The sequence below is a fragment of the Phyllobacterium sp. RCAM01083 genome (genome assembly GCF_055685835.1).
This window is the reverse complement of sequence record NZ_JBVFZN010000002.1, coordinates 84,197-102,654: the sequence shown is the minus strand read 5'-3', so window position 1 is coordinate 102,654 and position 18,458 is coordinate 84,197. Positions and strand designations below refer to the sequence as shown.

Genomic DNA, 18,458 nt, shown 5'->3' with positions numbered 1-18,458 from the left:
GTTTGTTTCGTAATATTCTTCTCTTATCAAAACTTGAGCGAGATATCTGCCTTGAATGCGTTGTCCCGGGCTTTGCTGGCGAGCTGACCGTTGTAAGAAATGCCGAGAGTTGCACGAGATGAGAGCTTGAAATCAAGCCCTGCCTCGAGAGCCAATGCATCTTCGGCAATCGGCGCGCCGGAAATCACAAAGGCGTTGCTGCCAGTGAAGGCGAGATTTGATTCGGGGGTTGTGTCGCCGAATGCATGACGCCACCCCAGCATGCCACGCGCGGTTGATGTCATGCCACCCAGCACGAAGTCCGTTGAAGCTCGGAGGCCCAGCGTCGTAAACGTGGTGTCCGTGGTGGTTTTGCTGCCGGCAAGGGCAGCTGCGCCACCACTCTCGTTGAAGCTATCGTTCCTGAAATTGACATAGGCGAGATTAGCGAAAGGCTCGAAGGCAACGCGATTTGTATCGATGCGGTAGCCGAACTCACCAAAGACCTGTGCCGTGGCGGCATCATAATCTGCGGATAGATTGTTTGTGAATCCAGGAAAAACGACCGAGCGGCTGGTGCCGATATTATGCCAGCTATAGGCTGCTCCCGCCCGGAAGCCGAGATTGCCCCATTGTGATCCGCCATAGACACCGAGATGGTAATTGTCGCTATCACCGGAAGAGTTTCGATCGTCGACACTAAAGGATGTGTGACTGTAACCGGCAAGCAGTCCGAGACGCCAGTTGTCGACGACAATAGCATCGGCTCCGATGAGAAAACCGCCGGTCGAGCGGTCAAGGCTGGCAGCATTTCCATTGCTGTCCGCCGAACCCCAACTGCCGAAACCCGTACCCCATATGCTGAATTGTTCGCTCAAGGCGGCTGTGCTCTGCGGTCCGCCTTCGCCATAGGCCATGACCGGTATAGAGCTCGCAGCCACGCCGTCAAAGGCTGCTCGGATTCTGTTGGTCGCCGCATCGCGGATGAAACGGCTGTCCTCGACCAGTGCTGTTGTTGCGGAGGCGTAGATTTCGCCCGACAAGGCGTCGAAAGCGGTGCGCGCTGAGGCTGCGTCCAGGACAAGCAGTTTGTTGTAAAGTGCCTGTGAGGCGCCGCTCTGCTGCAAGGTATTGAGAGCCCCTGCGGTTGCAATCTGATTTTTAGTGATGGCAGCGATCGGGAATGGGCCTGTACTGCCGCCACCACCACCCGACATTTGCTTGACTGCGATCGTCAGATCGACCGCGTTGGGGGTATTGGTCAACGTTGCGTCAAGAAAGGCCGAATTGGTCATGACGCTCGGATTAAACGTCCCGCTGACGCCCCCTTGCGCGGTGAGGATCCGGTAGGTCTGACCTGTCTGATAGTTGGTTGCGGCATCGAGTTCGGCTACCGATACCGACCCGCCTTGAAGCGTTGCAACGCCGGTGGCGGCGATGAGATCTGAAGCGCCCGTCGACGCGATCTCAACATCATAGACCGATCCGGCGGCAAGGGTTATGTTTCCATTGACATGGAGCGTGCCTACTGAATTGCCTGGTGCAATCATGCCGCCGGAGGCAATCGTCGTGTTTCCAATCGTGCCCGTGCCCGCGAGAATACCGCCATTCAAAACCTGAAGCGTCCCGGCCAGGGTTCCATTGACGGACAGCGTCCCGGCCTGAACGGTGGTGCCACCGGTATATGTATTGTTTCCCGACAGTGTCAGTTTGCCAGTGCCGATTTTGACCAGCGAGGCACCCGTTCCACCACCAGACCCCCCATCCTGAATGGTTCCGGAGACTCCGGTCGAAAGATTGTTTGAGCCGACCGTCAATGTCACGCCGCCGAGAAAGAACTGGCCGCTGCCTTCGAGGGAACCCGCAGTGTTGGTGGCTGGCCCGTTGGAAAAATCGACCAGACCCGTGCCGTTTGCAATCAGCCTGGCATTGCCGCCAGAGCCACTATCGGCAAAGAGCGTTCGACCACCACTATTGCTGGTGATTGTGGCATTTCCACCTGAGCTGGTTCCGCGAATGAGCGTCAGACCGGTATTGTTGTTTGTGATCGTGGCGTTGCCAGCGTTGCTTGTATTAAAAAACGTAACTCGACCGTTGTTGAGATTGGTAATTGATGCGCTGGCGGCCACGCTGGTGTTGTCGAATTCCGTATTGCCACCATTATTGGTGATTGCGGCGTTGGCTGCTGTGGTTGCATTGACAAAAAATGTCGTGCTGCCAGTAGCATTGGAGATGGTGGCATTGCCTGCGGTGGATGTATCAAAGAATACTAGCGTACCCGCATTATTTGTGATGCGGGCGCTGCCTGCGCTGCTGTTTCCCTCGAATCGGGTCGTGCCACCCGAGTTGTTTATGATGGTGGCGTTCTGGGCGGTTGTCCCGCTGAAAAACCGCGTAAGTCCCGCGGTGCCATTGGTTATGGTCGCGCTGCCAGCATTGCTGGAATTGCTGAAGAGCGTCAGACCGCCCAGATTGCTGATTGTCGCATTCTGAGCCGTGCTGCTATTAATGAAATCCGTCTCGCCGCCGGTGTTGTTCGTAATAGTTGCGGTGCCGCCTTGGCTTGTATCTCGAAACGTTGTGAAATCGCCGGAATTGTTGGTGATGGTGTCGTTGTTCGCCGAACTATTGCCCGAATAGGTCGTATTGGCAGCATAAGCAGTTCCAGAAAGCAGGACCGCAGTCAGTGCAGTCGATACACGCAGTCCTTTACGCAGGTTCATGCCCATTCTTCCCCCCAAGTGAGGCTGACGCATCTGGATTTCCCCTCCAGCCTTGTCCAACGATATAGAACTCATTCTTAGCGCGAGTCAAAGCTAACTCATAAAGACAAATACTTAGTTTATGCGCATATTACAGGCGGAGCATGGTGTTTGATCACCAGTGTTGCGAATTTGATACTTAGTTGCGCGAGGCCTGGGTCATGGCGGTGCGAACCTGGCCGAGTATGTGAAGTCTGCTAGAGATCGACTGTTTCCGGCCTTTGGTGTTGCGATATGGAACGTCTTGACATGCCCGATAGGACGCCACCCAAACAGGGCATCGCCTGAACCGGATATCTCGCGATTTCGGGTACAAGCAATCCGGGATGTGTGCGGGCCCAGGACGAAACACCATCTGAATGAACCACCTTTTGACCTAATAGGGGGCCCGAAATTCGGCCTTTCGTTTAAATATGGACGGCAACAACGGCATGCTAAGTTCGAAACCAATGTTGAGTGGCTGAAGCGGATGAAAATGCGCAATTTTCAGCGACGGACGGACAAACCTCAGAAGCACAGGGTTGTAAATCTTTCAGAGATTTGTGGAGATCGCATGAGCGAAAATCATATGGCACCCGGCGTTGTACTCGTGACAGGAGCTTCGGGCTTCATCGGTGTTGAACTGGTCGAGCAGTTGAAGGCGACCGGCTATAGAGTGATTACCGCGACGCGAAACAGCAACAAAGCCTGCGCTGACGGGATGGAACGAGTGCTTCTCCCTTCGTCGGACGAACCGGTCGAGGCCTTCGAACGCATTCTTGGTGGGATCGATCACGTTGTTCATCTGGCCGCTATTCACCACCCCAAGGTTCTCGTGTCCGCCGAGGCCTACCATGCCGTCAATTGCGTTCTGTCAGCCAAACTCGCAAAGGCCGCACATAAAACCATCACAGGCAAATTCGTCTTTGTCTCAACGATACGCGCGCAGTGCGGAAGCGTTCACGAGGGCATCGCGCGGGAAAGCGATCCCGCGCAACCCAGCGACGACTACGGCCGGACCAAGCTCGCAGCCGAGGCCGAAATCGCTGCAGCGCTTACCCGCGGAAATTTCACCATTCTGCGGCCCGTTCTCGTTTATGGTGCCGGTGTAGGGGGTAACTTGGCGACGCTCTTGAAGCTCGCAGCATTGCCCGTGCCGTTGCCGCTGAATTCGCTGGAAGGCAAACGGTCCCTGCTTGATCGCGGGGCGCTTTGCCGCGCTATTATCCATAGTCTGAATGAGGCAGAGACCAACGGTGGCACATTCATCGTTTCCGATGGAGTTCCAGTAACCGTGTCGGAAATCGTTGCTGCCGCCCGCCGCGGTCTGGGCCGAACGCCCAATTTGTTTTCCTTCCCGTCCTGGATACTGAACATTGCGACGCGCATGACGGGCCAGAGCGATCGCCGGAAAAGACTGAATGGGGACCTCGTGGCAAGTTCAGCGAAATTGCAATCGACGGGCTGGAATGCCGTCGACAATCCCTGTCGCCAAATTGAAGTTCTATCCGGCACGCTCCCATCACGGGTTCATCCGCTTTGAGAAAGATGCATCTGGCGGGTGTTTCGGCGCGGCGTATCGGGGATATCGGAACCTGATATCTCAATCGACCTACCGCGCGATAGCCGCCGAGGCGGCCTTTGGGATAAATCACAACACCCAGAATGCGGGGAAAGCCATACAAGTTGGAGAGCAGGATAATCTGGCGGTGTCGCAACAGGCTTGAGCGACTCTATATTTGGTTGCAAACGGCCGTCAAAGCCAGGGTGGAGGCATGCCGTGGCTTTGACGATTGGTGTGGCTGCTATCTTATGCCAGCTCCAGCATTGCGGCAGGGCTGAAGCTTTTCAGGTTTTCCGTGTCGCCACTGCGAACTTTCTTGATCCACGAGGGATCGTTCAAAAGAGCGCGGCCGACTGCGATCAGGTCGAACTCTTCGCGTTCAAGACGGCGAACCAATTTGTCCAGGCTTTCAGGTTGGGAACTCTCGCCGCCAAAGGCGGCCAGGAATTCGCCGGACAGTCCCACCGATCCCACGCTGATTGTGGCAGCGCCCGTCAGCTTTTTTGCCCAGCCTGCAAAGTTCAGGCCTTCTTCGCCGTCGATTTCCGGAAATTCAGGCTCCCAGAAGCGCCGCTGCGAGGCATGGAATATATCAACGCCCGCCTCCGCAAGGGGCACGAGCCAATCGGCCATTTCGTTTGGCGTCTCCGCCAGCCGGTAGCTGTAATCCTGCTGCTTCCATTGACTGACGCGCAGGAGAACAGGGAAATCCGGTCCAACCGCACTGCGGACACTCTTCACCACCTCGGCGGCAAATCGCGCCCGCTCCTTGAGCGTCGCTCCGCCAAAATGATCTGTCCGTGTGTTGCTTCCTGCCCAGAAGAACTGGTCTATGAGATAACCGTGCGCCCCGTGGATTTCGACCACGTCAAAACCCAGTCGCTTGGCGTCTGCGGCTGCCCGGGCGAATGCAGCGATTGTATCGGCGATGTCTTCGTCCGTCATTGCGTTGCCACGCGGCTGGCCGGGACCGAGTAGACCGGAAGGACTTTCAACCGGTGATGGCGGACGCCAGTCGGTCGTCGGATGGGATGTTGAACCGGTGTGCCAGATTTGCGGGCCCATTTTGCCGCCCGCTGCGTGTACTTCTTCGATGACGTGCGCCCATCCATCCAAGGCGGCCTTGCCATGAAAGAACGGAATATCCGGGTGATTCTTGGAAGCAGGTCGGTCAATCACCGTTCCCTCCGACAGGATCAGTCCCACGTCGCCTTCAGCACGCCGCCGATAATAGGCTGCCACATTCTCGCCAGGCACACCGCCAGGGGAAAATGTGCGCGTCATTGGCGCCATGACGATGCGGTTCTTGAGTTCCAATGATTTGATCTTGAATGGCTTGAAGAGGGCAGCCACTTGCAGTGCAGACATTGATAGGTACTCCGATTGTGTTGAAGCACACAGGTATATATTGTAAACCTAGTGTCAATAAGGCACTTAATGTAGATCAGGTATACAGGAGGAAACCATCATGACCGAGGATCGGAGCAAAATGTGCGCGGTGCACGGCCCAAGTCGCCTTCTGCTCGATCAGATCGCTGACAAATGGTCCGTGCTCATTCTGTCGCTGCTCTGTGGCAATCCTCTGCGTTTCAATGAAATAAAGCGGCGTATCGACGGCATCACGCAGAAGGCGCTCACCGAAGCCTTACGAAGGCTGGAGCGAAACGGAATGGTATCGCGACACGTCATTCCCATCTCTCCGATTGCCGTTGAATACAGTGTCACGCCGCTCGGCCGCACACTGAAGGAGCCATTTGGTGCTCTATGCACCTGGGCGCTGGAGCATGAGCACGAGGTTGAACAAGCTAGGCAATCATTCGACCAACGCGCAATCGGTTATACAACCTCATCTGGCGATGCGCGCGACATGAAGGCGGCTATTGATTGAACGGCACGGACTAGAATTTCTTTCTGGTTTTACCGCATCGGCACCGCGCGGACCAATAAACCCGAAACCCCGTGATTTAAAGAATACCATTTCTGTCGAGATTAAAACGCGGAGGTTAGGCTTCCAGCTTCACTCATGATCCTGGAGCATCGATGACCAGACGGACAGACCAATTGAGTTTGGGCGCCTTTCTCTATCCGACAGGCCACCATATCGCCGCCTGGCGCCACCCGCAGGCGCAGGCCGATGCCGGGTCGAACTTCGCGCATTATGCGCAGCTGGCGCGGATTGCAGAGGCAGCCAAGTTCGACCTGATCTTCATGGCCGATGGTGTCGGTACGCGCGGAACGGATACGGAAGCGCTGAGCCGTACGGCTATCCGGTATGTCGCGCAGTTCGAGCCCTTGACGCTTCTCTCGGCGCTTGCAGCCCTGACCGAGCGGGTCGGTTTCGTCGCAACGGCGTCCACGACCTACAACGAACCCTACCATATCGCCCGGAAGTTTGCGTCGCTTGATCACATCAGCGGCGGCCGCGCAGGCTGGAACCTTGTGACATCGGCGAGTGAAGATGAAGCGCAGAATTTCAACCGTGACCACCATGTTGCCCATGCCGAGCGCTACGACCGCGCCGAGGAATTCGCGGATGTCGTGCGCGGATTGTGGGACACCTGGGAACAGGATGCGTTTCTGCGTGATAAGGATAGCGGCATCTTCTACGACCCAGCCAAGCAGCATCTGCTCAATCATCGGGGCAAGCACTTCAAGGTTCGCGGGCCGCTCAATGTCTCGCGGGCGCCGCAGGGGCATCCTGTCATCGTGCAGGCGGGTTCGTCGGAACCGGGCAGGGATCTTGCCGCCCGCACTGCCGAAGTCATATTCACGGCTCACCAGGCGATCGAGGATGCACGTGCATTCTACAGCGACGTCAAGGGCAGGCTTGCCCGTTTTGGCCGTTCGCCTGATGATCTGAAGATCATGCCCGGTATTTTCCCGGTCATTGGCAAGACCGAATCGGAGGCTCGGGAAAAGTTCGAACAGATCCAGGAGCTCATTCATCCGGCGGTGGGGTTGTCGCTGCTGAATGGAATGGGCGGAGATGTCGATCTGTCGACCTATCCGCTGGATGGACCGGTTCCCGAGGTCACGGAAACCAATGGCAGTAAAAGCAGACAGAAGCTGCTGCTCGATCTGGCCCGCCGCGAAAACCTGACCATCCGCCAGTTGTATCTGCGGGTGGCAGGTGCGCGCGGTCATTGGCAAATTGTCGGAACACCCACACAGATCGTCGACCAGATGGAAGAATGGTTCACCACCGGTGCGGCCGATGGTTTCAACGTCATGCCGCCGCATCTGCCGGTTGGCCTGACGGATTTTGTTGAACACATCGTTCCGGAGCTGCGCCGCCGTGGTTTGTTCCGCACGGACTATGCCGGCCGCACCTTGCGCAGCCATCTTGGTCTGCGCGAGCCGTCGCACCCGGCGCAGGCGGCTGTTGCAGCCGAATGAAACGATTGACAGCGAAAGAGGTGGCATCATGACCAACCCTGTTCATCTGAAAATCCGCAATGTCAGCCGACACTTCAATGTCAACGGCACGACGCTGACAGCCCTTGACGATGTCAGTCTTGACATCAAAGCGGGCGAGTTCGTGACCATCGTCGGGGCGAGCGGCTGCGGCAAGTCGACCTTGCTTCGCCTCGGCGCAGGTCTCGATGTCGAGCACGACGGCGTGATTGAACACGGGGGCAGGCGCGTCGATGGTCCCAGCCTCGACCGGGGTATCGTCTTTCAGGAGCCGAGGCTTTTCCCGTGGTTGACCGTCGAGCGCAATGTTGCCCTCGGGCTGGAGAATGCGGCTTTTTCCAAAGCGGAAAAGCGCCAGCTGGTGAGCGAGCAGATCGCGCTCGTTGGCCTTTCGGGTTTTGAACAAGCCTATCCGCATCAGCTGTCCGGCGGCATGGCGCAACGTGCCGGGATTGCCCGCGGTCTCGTCAACCGGCCGGATGTGCTGTTCCTGGATGAACCCTTCGGCGCGCTGGATGCCATTACCAAGACAAGGCTGCAAGGCGAGCTGCAGCAGATATGGGCAGCGGAAAAGATTACCATGGTGCTGGTGACCCATGATGTCGACGAGGCGGTCTATCTGGGAGACCGGGTGGTGGTCATGTCGCCGCGCCCGGGCAGGATCCGGCAGATCGTGCCGGTGGATTTACCGCATCCGCGCGAGCGCACATCCCCGGAGCTCGCCGCCATCCGCAATGAGGTGCTTGATATTCTCAACGGCACCACCGGCGAGGCGCCGAAGCCGGTATCCCGGCCGGTCGCAGCAAAGCGACCCGTCGCACCCGCACTCTCCATTCATGTCGCGCATTGCATCAAACCAGCACAGCCGGCCTTTTCGACAACGGAGATATGAGATGACATTCTCAACGATTTTGCGGCGGACGGCCCTGGCTGTCTTCACCGTTTCCCTTCTGGCGGCGCCTGCACGTGCGGCCGAGCCTTTGACGATCCACGTCGGCTATGCGGCCATCGGCGTCGACAACCGGCCCTTTGCGGAGGGTACATCGGCTGCAACGGCGCGGGCTGGCGAATATCTTGAAAAGGAATTCGCCAACGATCCCAACATCAAGATCGAATGGTTCTTCTTCAAGGGTGCCGGGCCCGCCGTGAATGAGGGGTTCAGCAATGATCAGCTCGATTTCGCCTACCCATCACCTCGGGCAGTTCGCTCGAAACCACGACGATGCCCATCCCGCTTTCGGCAAGTTCGTAGAGAATCTCGTAGATTTCGGACTTGGCGCCGACGTCGATGCCACGCGTCGGTTCATCGACGATCAGGATCTTCACACCCTGCTCCGCCAGCCAGCGGCCCAATATGACTTTCTGCTGATTGCCGCCGGAGAGGTTGACGATGTCCTGTTTGCGCGAAGGTGTGCGTACCTTCAGGCGCTTGATGAAGGTTTCCGCAACCTCCACCTCCCTCTTCCGGTCGAGCAATCCGTACGGGCTGTAATGGCGGCGCGAGGAAACATTGATGTTTTCTTCGATCGAGCGCCCCTGGAGAATACCGTCATGCTTGCGGTCCTCCGAGCACAGAACAATCCCCGACCGGATCGCCTGGCGCGGACTCCCGGCTTTCACCTGGGCACCGTCGATTGAGGTTGCACCGGAAAACTGCGGATCGGCTCCGAAGACCAGTCGCATCAGTTCGGAACGGCCCGCACCGATAAGGCCAAAGAAGCCGACAATCTCGCCGGCGCGCACATCAAAGCTCGCAGGCTCCGGCAGGCGTTCTCCGGAAACATTCTCCACCTTCAGACGCACGGCGCCCGCTTTGCGGCCGCGCCAGCCCCAGATATCGTTGATTTCCCGCCCGACCATTTCGGCTACAATCTGATCACGCGTTACACCTTGCAACGTCTCATGGTGTGCTGCGAGCTTGCCGTCGCGCAAAACCGTCAAACTGTCACAAAGCCTGAAAACCTCATCCAGCCGATGCGAAACATAGAGGATAACCTTGCCTTCGGCCCGCAAGCGGTCAATCAGCGTGAAAAGAATTTCACTTTCTCGGGAAGAAAGCGAAGAGGTCGGCTCATCAAGGGCAATCACCCGTGCATCGAGCATCACTGCCTTGGCGATTTCCACCATCTGCCGTTCACCGATGGACAGCGTCTTTACCTTCTGGCGCGGATCGATATCGATTCCTGCATTCTTCAATTTTTCGGTGACATCGGCGAACATTTTCGCGGAGGCAACTACACCCGCCTTTGCCGGGAACCGGCCGAGATACAGGTTTTCCGCCACGGTCAACTCGGGCACGAGCTGCAGCTCCTGGTGGATGACGATCACACCATGTTCGAACGCGTCTCTTGAAGAGCCATACGCCTGAACGTCGCCGTCAATGCGTATTTCGCCCTCGTTCGCATGCTGATCTCCAGACAGAATTCGGATGAGGGTTGATTTACCGGCACCGTTCTCACCCATCAATCCATGCACGGCACCCTTGCGTACATCGAAACTGATGCCGGACAGCGCTTTCACGCCGGGATAGGTCTTCGTAAGATTTGAGAACTGCAAAAACGACACGTGGCTTCCCCTCCAGCTTGGCGGCGGAACAAACCGCCGCCAGGGATTTCAATATACGGCGAGGATTACTCGATACCGAGTTCCTTGCGCACCTGCTGGAAAGTATCCCGCTTGGCGAGAGCGCCCGATGTCAGGGTAAGCTTTTCCGGCTGCTTGCCGTTCGCCACCCACTCATACATGTTGGTGGCGGTCTCATAGCCATGACGCTTGGGGGAAATGATAACAGTCCCGACAAAACCGGTAGCAGTCGGCTTCTTGAACTCGTTGATCGCCGAGTCCGCGCCGCCTATGCCGACGCCGATCACACCGTCTGCCGGAATGCCCACACTCTCCGTCGCGCGCACAGCACCGAGCACCGCCTCGTCATTGAGGCCGAAAGCGACCCACTTCTTGATACCGGCATGCGCATTCAACACCACGGTTGCAGCATTCAGAGCAGCTTCGGTATCCGTCTTTGCCTGTGGAGCCGGAAAGATATTCTCAGCCTTGAAGCCGTTTGCCTTCAGCACCGAAATGGCACCCTCGACACGGTCAACGGCCGTCGGCAGCTGATCGTAGGAAACGCGAATGGCGCCCACTTCTTCCGGCTTCCAGCCGCGCGCCTTCATCTCGTCAACGATGCCCTGCCCGACGGCTTCGCCGATCTTGGTGGCGGAAATGCCCATATGCGGCACATCCTCAAGCGGTTTACCGGCGGCATCGACCAAGCGGTCATCGACCGTCATCATCTTGAGGTTGTTCGCAGCCGCCTTGGCCACAATGCCCGGTCCGAGCTTCACGTCGGGCGTGCAGACGACAAAGCCCTGAGCGCCTTGCGCGCCAAGATTGTCGATTGCCGACATCAGCTTCTCGCCATCCTCAGCGCCGATCTTGACGAGAGTAAATCCCTTCTCCTTGGCGGCCTGGTCGGCAAATTTCCACTCATCCTGGAACCAGGGCTCCTCCGGCTGTTTCACGATGAATCCGATTTTGGCATCCTGCGCACTGGCAGGAACCATGGACACGACAGACATCGTTGCGAGTGCGCCGGCGAGAATCGCCGTCTTGATTAAATTCATTGTCATTCCTCCCAAAAGCACGATCCCGTTTTCCGATCGTGATGGTACAATTAATCATTTTTATCATACTAGTCAATTGCTCTGGTATGATAAATAGTCTATTGCTCAAGGGATTGGAATTCTCGATACGATGATCGATAAGGCTGTGACGCCGTCGCGTCACAGAGGGGAAGAAATGATGAGCCAAGCCACTGATCCGTCGATTGCAGGCGCGCAAAAAATACGCCGCCCCCGCGTGATGCCGGATGTGGTGCGCGCGCTGGCACGTGACATATTTGCCGGCCGTTATCCAAGCGGCAGCCTTTTGCCGCGGGAAAGCGACCTCGGCGACGCCTATGGCGTTAGCCGGACGGTTATCCGGGAGGCGCTGAAGGTTTTGGCCGCCAAGGGATTGGTCAGTAGCCGTCCGCGCATTGGAACAACCGTATGTGATCCGGACAACTGGAACATCATCGACCCCCAGGTGCTGGAATGGCACGCCCCGCACCTCCTGGACGACCGCCTGTTTGACGCCATCCTTGAAACACGCCGCGCCATAGAACCGCTGGTTGCGGAACTTGCAGCGAGCAGGGCCACGCTGCAGGAAATCGCCGATCTCGAACTTGCCTGGCAGGGCATGGCCGACGCAGCGAACGATGTGGAACAGTTCTCGCGTTCAGACATAGCGTTCCACCAGATTCTGTATGCGGCGAGCCACAACCCGGTGTTCCGTCAGATTGGCGGACTGATCGATGCGGCACTGAAATTTGTTCTCGAAACCACCGCCACCACTTCCAACGATCAGAGAAGCGAAGCGATCAAGGCGCACCGTGCCATGGTCGAAGCATTGCGGATGCGCGACGCTGCCGCTGCACGCAAGGCCGCCAGTGACATCCTGGACCTCGCCGCACGCGATCTTGCCGCGGCAAAATCCCTCAATGCAGGCAAAACCGTTTAAAGGTCAGACAGACGATGAAAATCACCGCACTCAAGACATTCATTGTTCCCCCGCGCTGGCTCTTTCTGAAAATTGAAACCGACGAGGGTGTCAGCGGCTGGGGCGAACCCGTTGTCGAAGGCCGGGCGCACACGGTTGAAACCGCGATCACGGAACTTGCGGATTATCTGATCGGCAAGGATCCGCGTCTGATCGAGGATCACTGGACGGTGATGTATCGCGGCGCCTTCTATCGCGGCGGCCCCATCCTGATGAGTGCGATCGCCGGTGTCGATCAGGCGCTTTGGGACATCAAGGGCAAAGCACTCGGCGTGCCTGTCCATGCGCTTCTCGGCGGCAAACTCCGCGACCGGATCAAGGTATATTCCTGGATCGGCGGTGACCGGCCAGCTGACATCGCCGCCGGCGCCCTTGACGTCACCAGCCGCGGCTTCACCGCACTCAAGATGAACGGCACGGAAGAATTGCAGATCGTCGACAGCCACGACAAGATCGATGCCGTCATCGAACGCGTCGCGACTGTTCGCCAGGCAGTCGGACCGAACATCGGCATTGCGGTCGATTTTCACGGCCGTGTTCACCGGCCGATGGCACGGGCCCTGGTCAAGGAACTCGATCCCTATCGCCTGATGTTCATCGAAGAACCTGTCTTGAGTGAGAACCGTGAGGCGCTCAAGGAAATTGCCGCTTTCTCATCAGCGCCGATTGCACTCGGCGAGCGCCTTTATAGCCGCTGGGACTTCAAGAGCGTTCTTGAGCAAGGGGCCGTTGATATCATCCAGCCCGACCTGTCTCACGCGGGCGGCATTACGGAATGCCGCAAGATCGCGGCCATGGCCGAAGCCTACGACGTGGCGCTGGCACCCCATTGCCCGCTTGGCCCGATCGCACTGGCAGCTTGCCTGCAGCTTGATGCTGTCAGTTACAACGCCTTCATCCAGGAACAAAGCCTCGGCATCCACTACAACAGTACCAATGATTTGCTCGACTACGCCAAGGACAAATCCGTCTTTCACTACGAGGATGGTTATGTGGCAATTCCGGAGGGTCCGGGCCTCGGCATTGAAATCAACGAGGAATACGTCATCGAACGCGCCAAGGAAGGACACCGCTGGCGCAACCCGATCTGGCGGCACAAGGACGGCTCTTTCGCCGAATGGTGATGTTCAAGGGCCGTCATTTTGATCGATCATTCTGCGATCCATCGCTGGACAATTCTGGTCAGTCCTAAATTGCATGAACGGTTCAATCGCAGGACGCGCATTCTTACCCGCACCTGAAATTTCAACGAGACATATCCCATATAAAGACCCTCGGTTTTGGTGTGGTCGCGGCGGACACAAACGTCTCGTAAATTTGCTCGGCATTCTCACATCGGTCGTCGCGCACTTGTTATCAAGCGGTGGCTTGCAGTGGAATGCGCATGTTGGCCGTCAAATAATTTGAGTTGACCGTTTTCGATGACAAGGCAACACTTGCAATCCACCGCAAGGCAGGAGGAAAAACGATGAATGAGCCTGACCGCTGGCGCCACATGGCAGCCGCGCCGAGAGATGGCCGACGGATCCTCGTCACGATTCGCCCATCCGAACAGGGGCCGGCAGAAGTCGATCTTGCCTATTGGTCCAAGGGTGATCAGTTCGGCACAGAAGGCTGGCGTGCTTCCGATTCCTCGCCTGGCCGCCTCGTCGAATATGCCGAGCCGGAATTGAAATGCTGGATGCCGATGCCCACTGCTAACCTCGACGGCAGCTCCATGCCATCACCATGGGAAGGCGACGACGCGCGCGAGCTCGACGGGACAGGGATTTAGCAACTCGCGCCGATATGTTGCGAGAACTCAATATGGACCCTCAAAATCCTGTTGAGCCACTGGCTTTTATACTCACTGCAGTCTATTGTTCGTTGTTTTTGTTATATTATTTATCCTAGTCCGTATCTAATACGAAGATAGCTTCGGCAGCATGGACTGATAGTCCTTTCTTAACCATGATGCCGAATGCCATATGCGCCTGATGGGGCTGCGTTATAAGGCTCATTTCGCTCTGCGGCCGTCCATCGTCTCACTATACGCCATTTTACTGCATTTGCTCGATGCTACAGCATTGGTTTTACTGGGTTTTCCGGTGTCCCTGCCCTCTTGGCTTTTTCCGGTCACCCGCCGGCTCGTGCCTGTTTTCCTCTTATCGGCGTTTTTAACTGTTCGTTTTCTCGCGTCTTGCGTGTTTGTACACATTGGATTTGCTGGGGTTTTCCGGGTGGTTTCGCCCGCGAAACGGTGTGGTTGGCGCGCCATGTCGGTGTCATTCCAGCTGCCCCTTGACCAGCCTGACATGGGTGCCATTGGCCCTGAGCTGGGCGAGCAGCATCGGCCAGACGGAGAATTCGCCCTTGGCCGCCTTGTCGGTGAGGGAGCGGAGGTAACCGCCGGCCGAATTGATCTGATCGGCCCTTTGCAGGATGCAGGCCATGGCAATGGCGGCGTTTTCCTGGCCGAGCACCGCACAGGCCTCCTCATAGGCGGATGGGCTGACGCCGAGCATGGAGCGCACGACAATGGCCGCGCCCATCAGTTCGGCCCAGCTGGCAAGGCCGTTCCTGGCATAGGCCGCGATATCCGGACAGGCCTGGCGCACCAGTCCGAGCGGAACCGGCTTTGCCTCGAAGGCCTCCGCGCCCAGCCCGGAAAGATCGATGCTGCCGCCGGACATGTCTGCCGGCATCCTCCGGCCCGGGCCCGGGTTTTCCGCTGCCTGGCCTTCCCCCTGCTCTTGCTGCGGTTCGCTCGGCAGATCCCCGTCGTCATTGTGCGCGTCGGCTTGGCCTTGGTTTTTTCTAAAGCCAGGTTCAAGATCAGATGTGGATTGGGTGTTTGAATTTTGTTTGTGGCGCTCAGAATGAGACTCTTTGGCGCTTGATTGTGTCGAATTCAGCTTATTCTGCAACAACTTGGAGATCTCCAGCTGGATGCATTCCAGGCCGTCGACAATCGGCTCCAGATCGCGGATCCTCGCCTGGCGGGGAATATCATCAATCACACCGCGAAACGCCGTGTGGTGGCCGTTCCAGTCGATGTCAGGCATTTCCTCAAAGCCCAGCTCGATCAGCTTGACGATGTCGCGGCGCAACAGCGTCACCTTCTCCTTCATCAGCTTCAGCTGCAGCCGCTCGCCCCGCACCGTCTGCGCCATAGTGTCGAACTCCTGCGCCCGCACCACCAATGGTGCCAGCGAGAAGCCAAAGGCCTCGCCGCCCTCCCCTGCCCCCGCTGCCCGGGCTTTGCGCGCATAACGCTTGCCGTTGGGGCTGTCCTTGCGGAAAATCAGGCCGGTTTCCACCAGCGCGCTCAAATGCCGGCGCAGCGTTGCCGGCGCCATGCCGTGCGCGCGCAGCGACAGCTGCACATTGGACGGAAACACCACCAGGCCACCCGCCTCGCTGAGCGCGTTCTGCGGATAGAACGTCAGCAGCGCGTTCAAAACCACCAGCGCCCGGTCGGAAATCCCGATCAGCGCCCGCGCCTCGCATAAGGAGCGAAACAGCTTCCATTTGTCGACTGAAGCTTCTGGATCGACGTCGCTCGCCTGCGCCTGCGTTGCCAGCATGCCAAGCGACAGCGATCGCCGCCCGAAGGGCGTCGTGAATGCATTCCCCGACTGCATCGTCTTCTACCTTTCAATAGGCAAAAGAAATCCGCTCGCCCAAACGACGCCAAAATGTCTTGACACTGATTCCCGGAAATGCGATTCTCGATCCTGCTAGAGATATGAGAGAAGCCTTCCAAGACAGAGATGTTTAGGTGGGCTTTTTTCTTGTGCGGTTAATCTCCTGTTTTTCCTACTGTTTCCGATTCCCTGAAGGCTCGATAGAGTTCGTCAAGGTTATCGGCAATATATGCACCGAAACGAGAAGCATTTCTGGCCTTCAACGCCAGTGTAAAGCTCTTTCCCGTATCTTTGATCTCTGCGTTAAGCGATTTATCCTTGGCCGCCCAGGTCTTCGTCCTGGAAGCGCTAGCTTTCGGTGCCGGCCGCTTCGCATTGTTCAGGCTATCGAACAGGCGCGCAAACCGATCATCGCTGTTCTCGACAGCAAAGTCCGCAGAGTGAATGAACTCGGCCGCCCTCGCCTGATTTCCCGGCTGTTCCAGAAACTTGGAAAGCTGCCACCAGCGATCCCGCCCCGTTGCCTTGGCCGAGCCGATGGCAAGAACGATAGTCTCTGGTATGTGCGACGAAACCGACTGCATCTTGGAAAACGTCGTCGGATCAAGTGCCAGCGCCGATTTGATGACGGCATGATCATAGCCAAGATCGCCCAGCCGCTTTGCAAACAGCGTCCGCTCGATAAAGGAGAGGTTTTGCCGCGCCGCGTTTTCCTGCCCCTGCGCAATGACGTGATCCTGATCCGCCATCGGCTTGACCACGGCGCGCACGAGCTTGCCGAGATGCCGTGCGACCTTAACCCGGCGATGACCGAAAACGATCTGGTAGCGACCGGATACGGAGGGGTGCGGGCGAACGAGAATGGGCGAATCCTGCCCCCTCTCCGCAATGGCAGCCCGCAGCTCCTGAAAAGCCTGATCGTCGTCATCGATGCGATCGGTGACAAACGAACCGTCGATCAGTTCCGGATCTAGTTCAACGACACTGCCCTTGGCCAGTTCTTCGAACGAGCTCTTGATGGAGCGCGATGCACCCGTCACCACATACGATAGCGCGTCGTTGCGTTCCGGCTGCGCGGGCGCCGGGTTCATCACGCTGCTGAAAATATCCTTCCGGGCCATCTAATTGCGTCCATTCCCAGTCATGCGGTTGATTTTTCTTGCGAAAATCAATGTTTTTACGGCAGTAAATCGTAGGTTCATGTCATCGGCCCCACGCACGATGCACGAGCGAGGCGATCTCGGCATTAACAGCGTCAAGTGACTCGATCGCCCGCTCATAGGTTGAGCGTGTGAAACTGTTCTTCTCCACTTCGTAGAGCGTCTGCTTGGTCAGGCCGGCATCCGATACCGCCGTGGATTTCAGCATGGCATTGGCCAATATCTCTTCAGCCAGCATGGACTGCATGAAGCCCACCATCTGGGCCTGCGGAATATCCGTCGGTTCATAGCGGGTAATCAGGTAGCGGAACCAATCGAGTTCCACTTTCGCTCCCGCCTGTTTCACGGTCTTCAGGATACCGCCCAGCATGAGCAGGAACTGCGACATGGACATCAGATCCAGCATCTGCGGGTGCACGGTGATCAAAACCGCCGTGGCGGCCGACATTGCCGTCAGCGTGAGATAGCCGAGTTGCGGCGGGCAATCGACGACAACCACGTCATAACGGTCATCGACACTCTCCAGCGCGCTGGCGATACGGGTAAAGAACTGCCGGCCTTCGCGCGACGCCTTGTCCTGCATCGCCAGCGGGGTATCGTACTCGTATTCCTGCAGTTCGAGATTGGCGGGAATGATATCGAGCCCGGGGAAATTGGTCGGCAGGATCACATCGGCAATCGGCTTGCGCTGATCGTCATAGCGGATGGACTCGTACAGCGACAGATTCCGGTCCAGTTCAGGCTGGAAACCGTGCAGGGCGGAAAGGGACGCTTGCGGATCAAGATCGATCGCCAGAACCCGGTGGCCCGTCAGCGCCAGATACTGTGCGAGATGCGCCGATGTCGTGGTCTTGCCGGAACCGCCCTTGAAATTGACGACAGCGATCACCTGCAGCTTGTCGCCGGGCTTGCGGTGCGGCACATATTTTTTAACCTCGGTCCGGCCGTTGCGGTCGAGATAATGGCGCAGCTCCAGCATCTGCTCCGCCGTATAGGAACGCCGCCCAGATGCGGCCTGCGCCGGCACGGGCCCCTTGCCTTCCAGGTGCAGCCGCTTGAGATTATTCTGCGTCACACCAAGATAGTGCGCCACTTCCGCCATGGAGAACTGCCGCAATGTCTTCTTGGCATTCGGCGGAAACTTTTCCATCCGAAGCTGATTCAAGCGGCGTGAAATCTCTGCACCCTGGTCGAGGATCTTGTCATCAAACTCAAACTTGGGCAGAGGTAGAGCGAAGTTCATCGGAGACAAGACCTCTAATAGCGCTTTTTCAAAGCAAATCTTCTGAGAAGCGCCATTAAGCTCCGATTCGAACAAACCATCAAGAAATTTTAGGTTAACAGAAACTTAACAACAGTTTTGTCATGCAATACA

The 18,458-nt window shown here is 57.3% G+C and carries 13 protein-coding genes and 3 pseudogenes; 9 read left to right on the top strand and 7 right to left on the bottom strand.

What is annotated here, in order from left to right; genetic code table 11:
- Positions 1 to 26 precede the first annotated feature (26 nt).
- Positions 27 to 2,702: an autotransporter outer membrane beta-barrel domain-containing protein gene (locus ACZ25R_RS00465; protein ID WP_472459641.1), complete on the bottom strand. Its 2,676-nt coding sequence runs from the start codon at positions 2,700 to 2,702 to the stop codon at positions 27 to 29.
- A gap of 607 nt (positions 2,703 to 3,309) precedes the next feature.
- Here ACZ25R_RS00465 and ACZ25R_RS00460 point away from each other — a divergent pair.
- Positions 3,310 to 4,263, top strand: a complete 954-nt coding sequence (locus ACZ25R_RS00460) for an NAD-dependent epimerase/dehydratase family protein (protein ID WP_472459640.1) — start codon at positions 3,310 to 3,312, stop codon at positions 4,261 to 4,263.
- 267 nt (positions 4,264 to 4,530) lie between these two features.
- Here ACZ25R_RS00460 and ACZ25R_RS00455 read toward each other — a convergent pair whose 3' ends face one another.
- Entirely contained in the window at positions 4,531 to 5,652 is a 1,122-nt protein-coding gene (locus ACZ25R_RS00455; RefSeq protein ID WP_472459639.1) for an NADH:flavin oxidoreductase, read from the bottom strand.
- Between the two features lie 100 nt (positions 5,653 to 5,752).
- On the opposite strand from ACZ25R_RS00455, the gene ACZ25R_RS00450 reads away from it, so the two are divergent.
- From ACZ25R_RS00450 to ACZ25R_RS00435, 4 genes and pseudogenes are all read left to right on the top strand, one after another.
- Positions 5,753 to 6,172 (top strand): winged helix-turn-helix transcriptional regulator, encoded by a 420-nt coding sequence (locus ACZ25R_RS00450; RefSeq protein WP_472459638.1) that lies wholly within the window; start codon positions 5,753 to 5,755, stop codon positions 6,170 to 6,172.
- Between the two features lie 152 nt (positions 6,173 to 6,324).
- Positions 6,325 to 7,680, top strand: coding sequence for an LLM class flavin-dependent oxidoreductase (locus ACZ25R_RS00445; RefSeq protein WP_472459637.1), 1,356 nt, complete (start codon positions 6,325 to 6,327; stop codon positions 7,678 to 7,680).
- Positions 7,681 to 7,708: 28 nt separating this feature from the next.
- Positions 7,709 to 8,590, top strand: a complete 882-nt coding sequence (locus ACZ25R_RS00440; RefSeq protein WP_472459636.1) for an ABC transporter ATP-binding protein — start codon at positions 7,709 to 7,711, stop codon at positions 8,588 to 8,590.
- 1 nt (position 8,591) lies between these two features.
- A pseudogene (locus tag ACZ25R_RS00435) lies at positions 8,592 to 8,885 on the top strand (ABC transporter substrate-binding protein); the annotation flags it as partial.
- On the opposite strand, the pseudogene araG reads toward ACZ25R_RS00435, so the two are convergent.
- Positions 8,872 to 10,263: pseudogene (araG, locus tag ACZ25R_RS00430) on the bottom strand (L-arabinose ABC transporter ATP-binding protein AraG); the annotation flags it as partial. The pseudogenes ACZ25R_RS00435 and araG overlap by 14 nt on opposite strands.
- Before the next feature lie 65 nt (positions 10,264 to 10,328).
- Complete coding sequence (locus ACZ25R_RS00425; RefSeq protein WP_105735011.1) at positions 10,329 to 11,321, bottom strand: arabinose ABC transporter substrate-binding protein; 993 nt, start codon at positions 11,319 to 11,321, stop codon at positions 10,329 to 10,331.
- 178 nt (positions 11,322 to 11,499) lie between these two features.
- Between ACZ25R_RS00425 and ACZ25R_RS00420 the strand changes: the two genes are divergently transcribed.
- The 4 genes and pseudogenes from ACZ25R_RS00420 (at position 11,500) to ACZ25R_RS00405 (ending at position 14,071) form a co-directional block, all read left to right on the top strand.
- A complete protein-coding gene (locus ACZ25R_RS00420) occupies positions 11,500 to 12,258 on the top strand; it encodes a FadR/GntR family transcriptional regulator (RefSeq protein ID WP_472459635.1) in 759 nt (252 codons plus the stop codon).
- A gap of 14 nt (positions 12,259 to 12,272) precedes the next feature.
- Complete coding sequence (dgoD, locus tag ACZ25R_RS00415) at positions 12,273 to 13,421, top strand: galactonate dehydratase (RefSeq protein WP_288194018.1); 1,149 nt, start codon at positions 12,273 to 12,275, stop codon at positions 13,419 to 13,421.
- Positions 13,421 to 13,529 (top strand): annotated as a pseudogene (locus ACZ25R_RS00410) (IS6 family transposase); the annotation flags it as partial. The gene dgoD and the pseudogene ACZ25R_RS00410, both read left to right, overlap by 1 nt.
- Positions 13,530 to 13,765: 236 nt before the next feature.
- Positions 13,766 to 14,071, top strand: a complete 306-nt coding sequence (locus ACZ25R_RS00405; protein WP_288194020.1) for a hypothetical protein — start codon at positions 13,766 to 13,768, stop codon at positions 14,069 to 14,071.
- A gap of 490 nt (positions 14,072 to 14,561) precedes the next feature.
- Here the strand turns inward: ACZ25R_RS00405 and repC are convergent, their stop codons facing one another.
- The 3 genes from repC to repA all read right to left on the bottom strand — a co-directional run bounded on the left by repC (position 14,562) and on the right by repA (position 18,326).
- The gene (gene repC / locus ACZ25R_RS00400; RefSeq protein WP_472459634.1) at positions 14,562 to 15,920 is read right to left on the bottom strand and encodes a plasmid replication protein RepC; all 1,359 of its coding nucleotides are present in this window, start codon (positions 15,918 to 15,920) and stop codon (positions 14,562 to 14,564) included.
- Between the two features lie 158 nt (positions 15,921 to 16,078).
- Positions 16,079 to 17,044, bottom strand: coding sequence for a plasmid partitioning protein RepB (repB, locus tag ACZ25R_RS00395; RefSeq protein WP_472459633.1), 966 nt, complete (start codon positions 17,042 to 17,044; stop codon positions 16,079 to 16,081).
- An 82-nt stretch (positions 17,045 to 17,126) separates the two neighbouring features.
- On the bottom strand, positions 17,127 to 18,326 hold the full coding sequence (gene repA, locus ACZ25R_RS00390) for a plasmid partitioning protein RepA (protein WP_105735049.1): 1,200 nt from the start codon (positions 18,324 to 18,326) through the stop codon (positions 17,127 to 17,129).
- Positions 18,327 to 18,458: the final 132 nt, after the last annotated feature.

Bases quoted from the DNA above. Each gene is read 5' to 3' on its own strand.
- dgoD (WP_288194018.1), top strand. From the start codon at position 12,273: ATGAAAATCACCGCACTCAAGACATTCATTGTTCCCCCGCGCTGGCTC.
- ACZ25R_RS00445 (WP_472459637.1), top strand. From the start codon at position 6,325: ATGACCAGACGGACAGACCAATTGAGTTTGGGCGCCTTTCTCTATCCG.
- repC (WP_472459634.1), bottom strand. From the start codon at position 15,920: ATGCAGTCGGGGAATGCATTCACGACGCCCTTCGGGCGGCGATCGCTG.
- repB (WP_472459633.1), bottom strand. From the start codon at position 17,044: ATGGCCCGGAAGGATATTTTCAGCAGCGTGATGAACCCGGCGCCCGCG.
- ACZ25R_RS00440 (WP_472459636.1), top strand. From the start codon at position 7,709: ATGACCAACCCTGTTCATCTGAAAATCCGCAATGTCAGCCGACACTTC.
- ACZ25R_RS00460 (WP_472459640.1), top strand. From the start codon at position 3,310: ATGGCACCCGGCGTTGTACTCGTGACAGGAGCTTCGGGCTTCATCGGT.
- repA (WP_105735049.1), bottom strand. From the start codon at position 18,326: ATGAACTTCGCTCTACCTCTGCCCAAGTTTGAGTTTGATGACAAGATC.
- ACZ25R_RS00420 (WP_472459635.1), top strand. From the start codon at position 11,500: ATGAGCCAAGCCACTGATCCGTCGATTGCAGGCGCGCAAAAAATACGC.
- ACZ25R_RS00455 (WP_472459639.1), bottom strand. From the start codon at position 5,652: ATGTCTGCACTGCAAGTGGCTGCCCTCTTCAAGCCATTCAAGATCAAA.
- ACZ25R_RS00465 (WP_472459641.1), bottom strand. From the start codon at position 2,702: ATGAACCTGCGTAAAGGACTGCGTGTATCGACTGCACTGACTGCGGTC.
- ACZ25R_RS00450 (WP_472459638.1), top strand. From the start codon at position 5,753: ATGACCGAGGATCGGAGCAAAATGTGCGCGGTGCACGGCCCAAGTCGC.
- ACZ25R_RS00405 (WP_288194020.1), top strand. From the start codon at position 13,766: ATGAATGAGCCTGACCGCTGGCGCCACATGGCAGCCGCGCCGAGAGAT.
- ACZ25R_RS00425 (WP_105735011.1), bottom strand. From the start codon at position 11,321: ATGAATTTAATCAAGACGGCGATTCTCGCCGGCGCACTCGCAACGATG.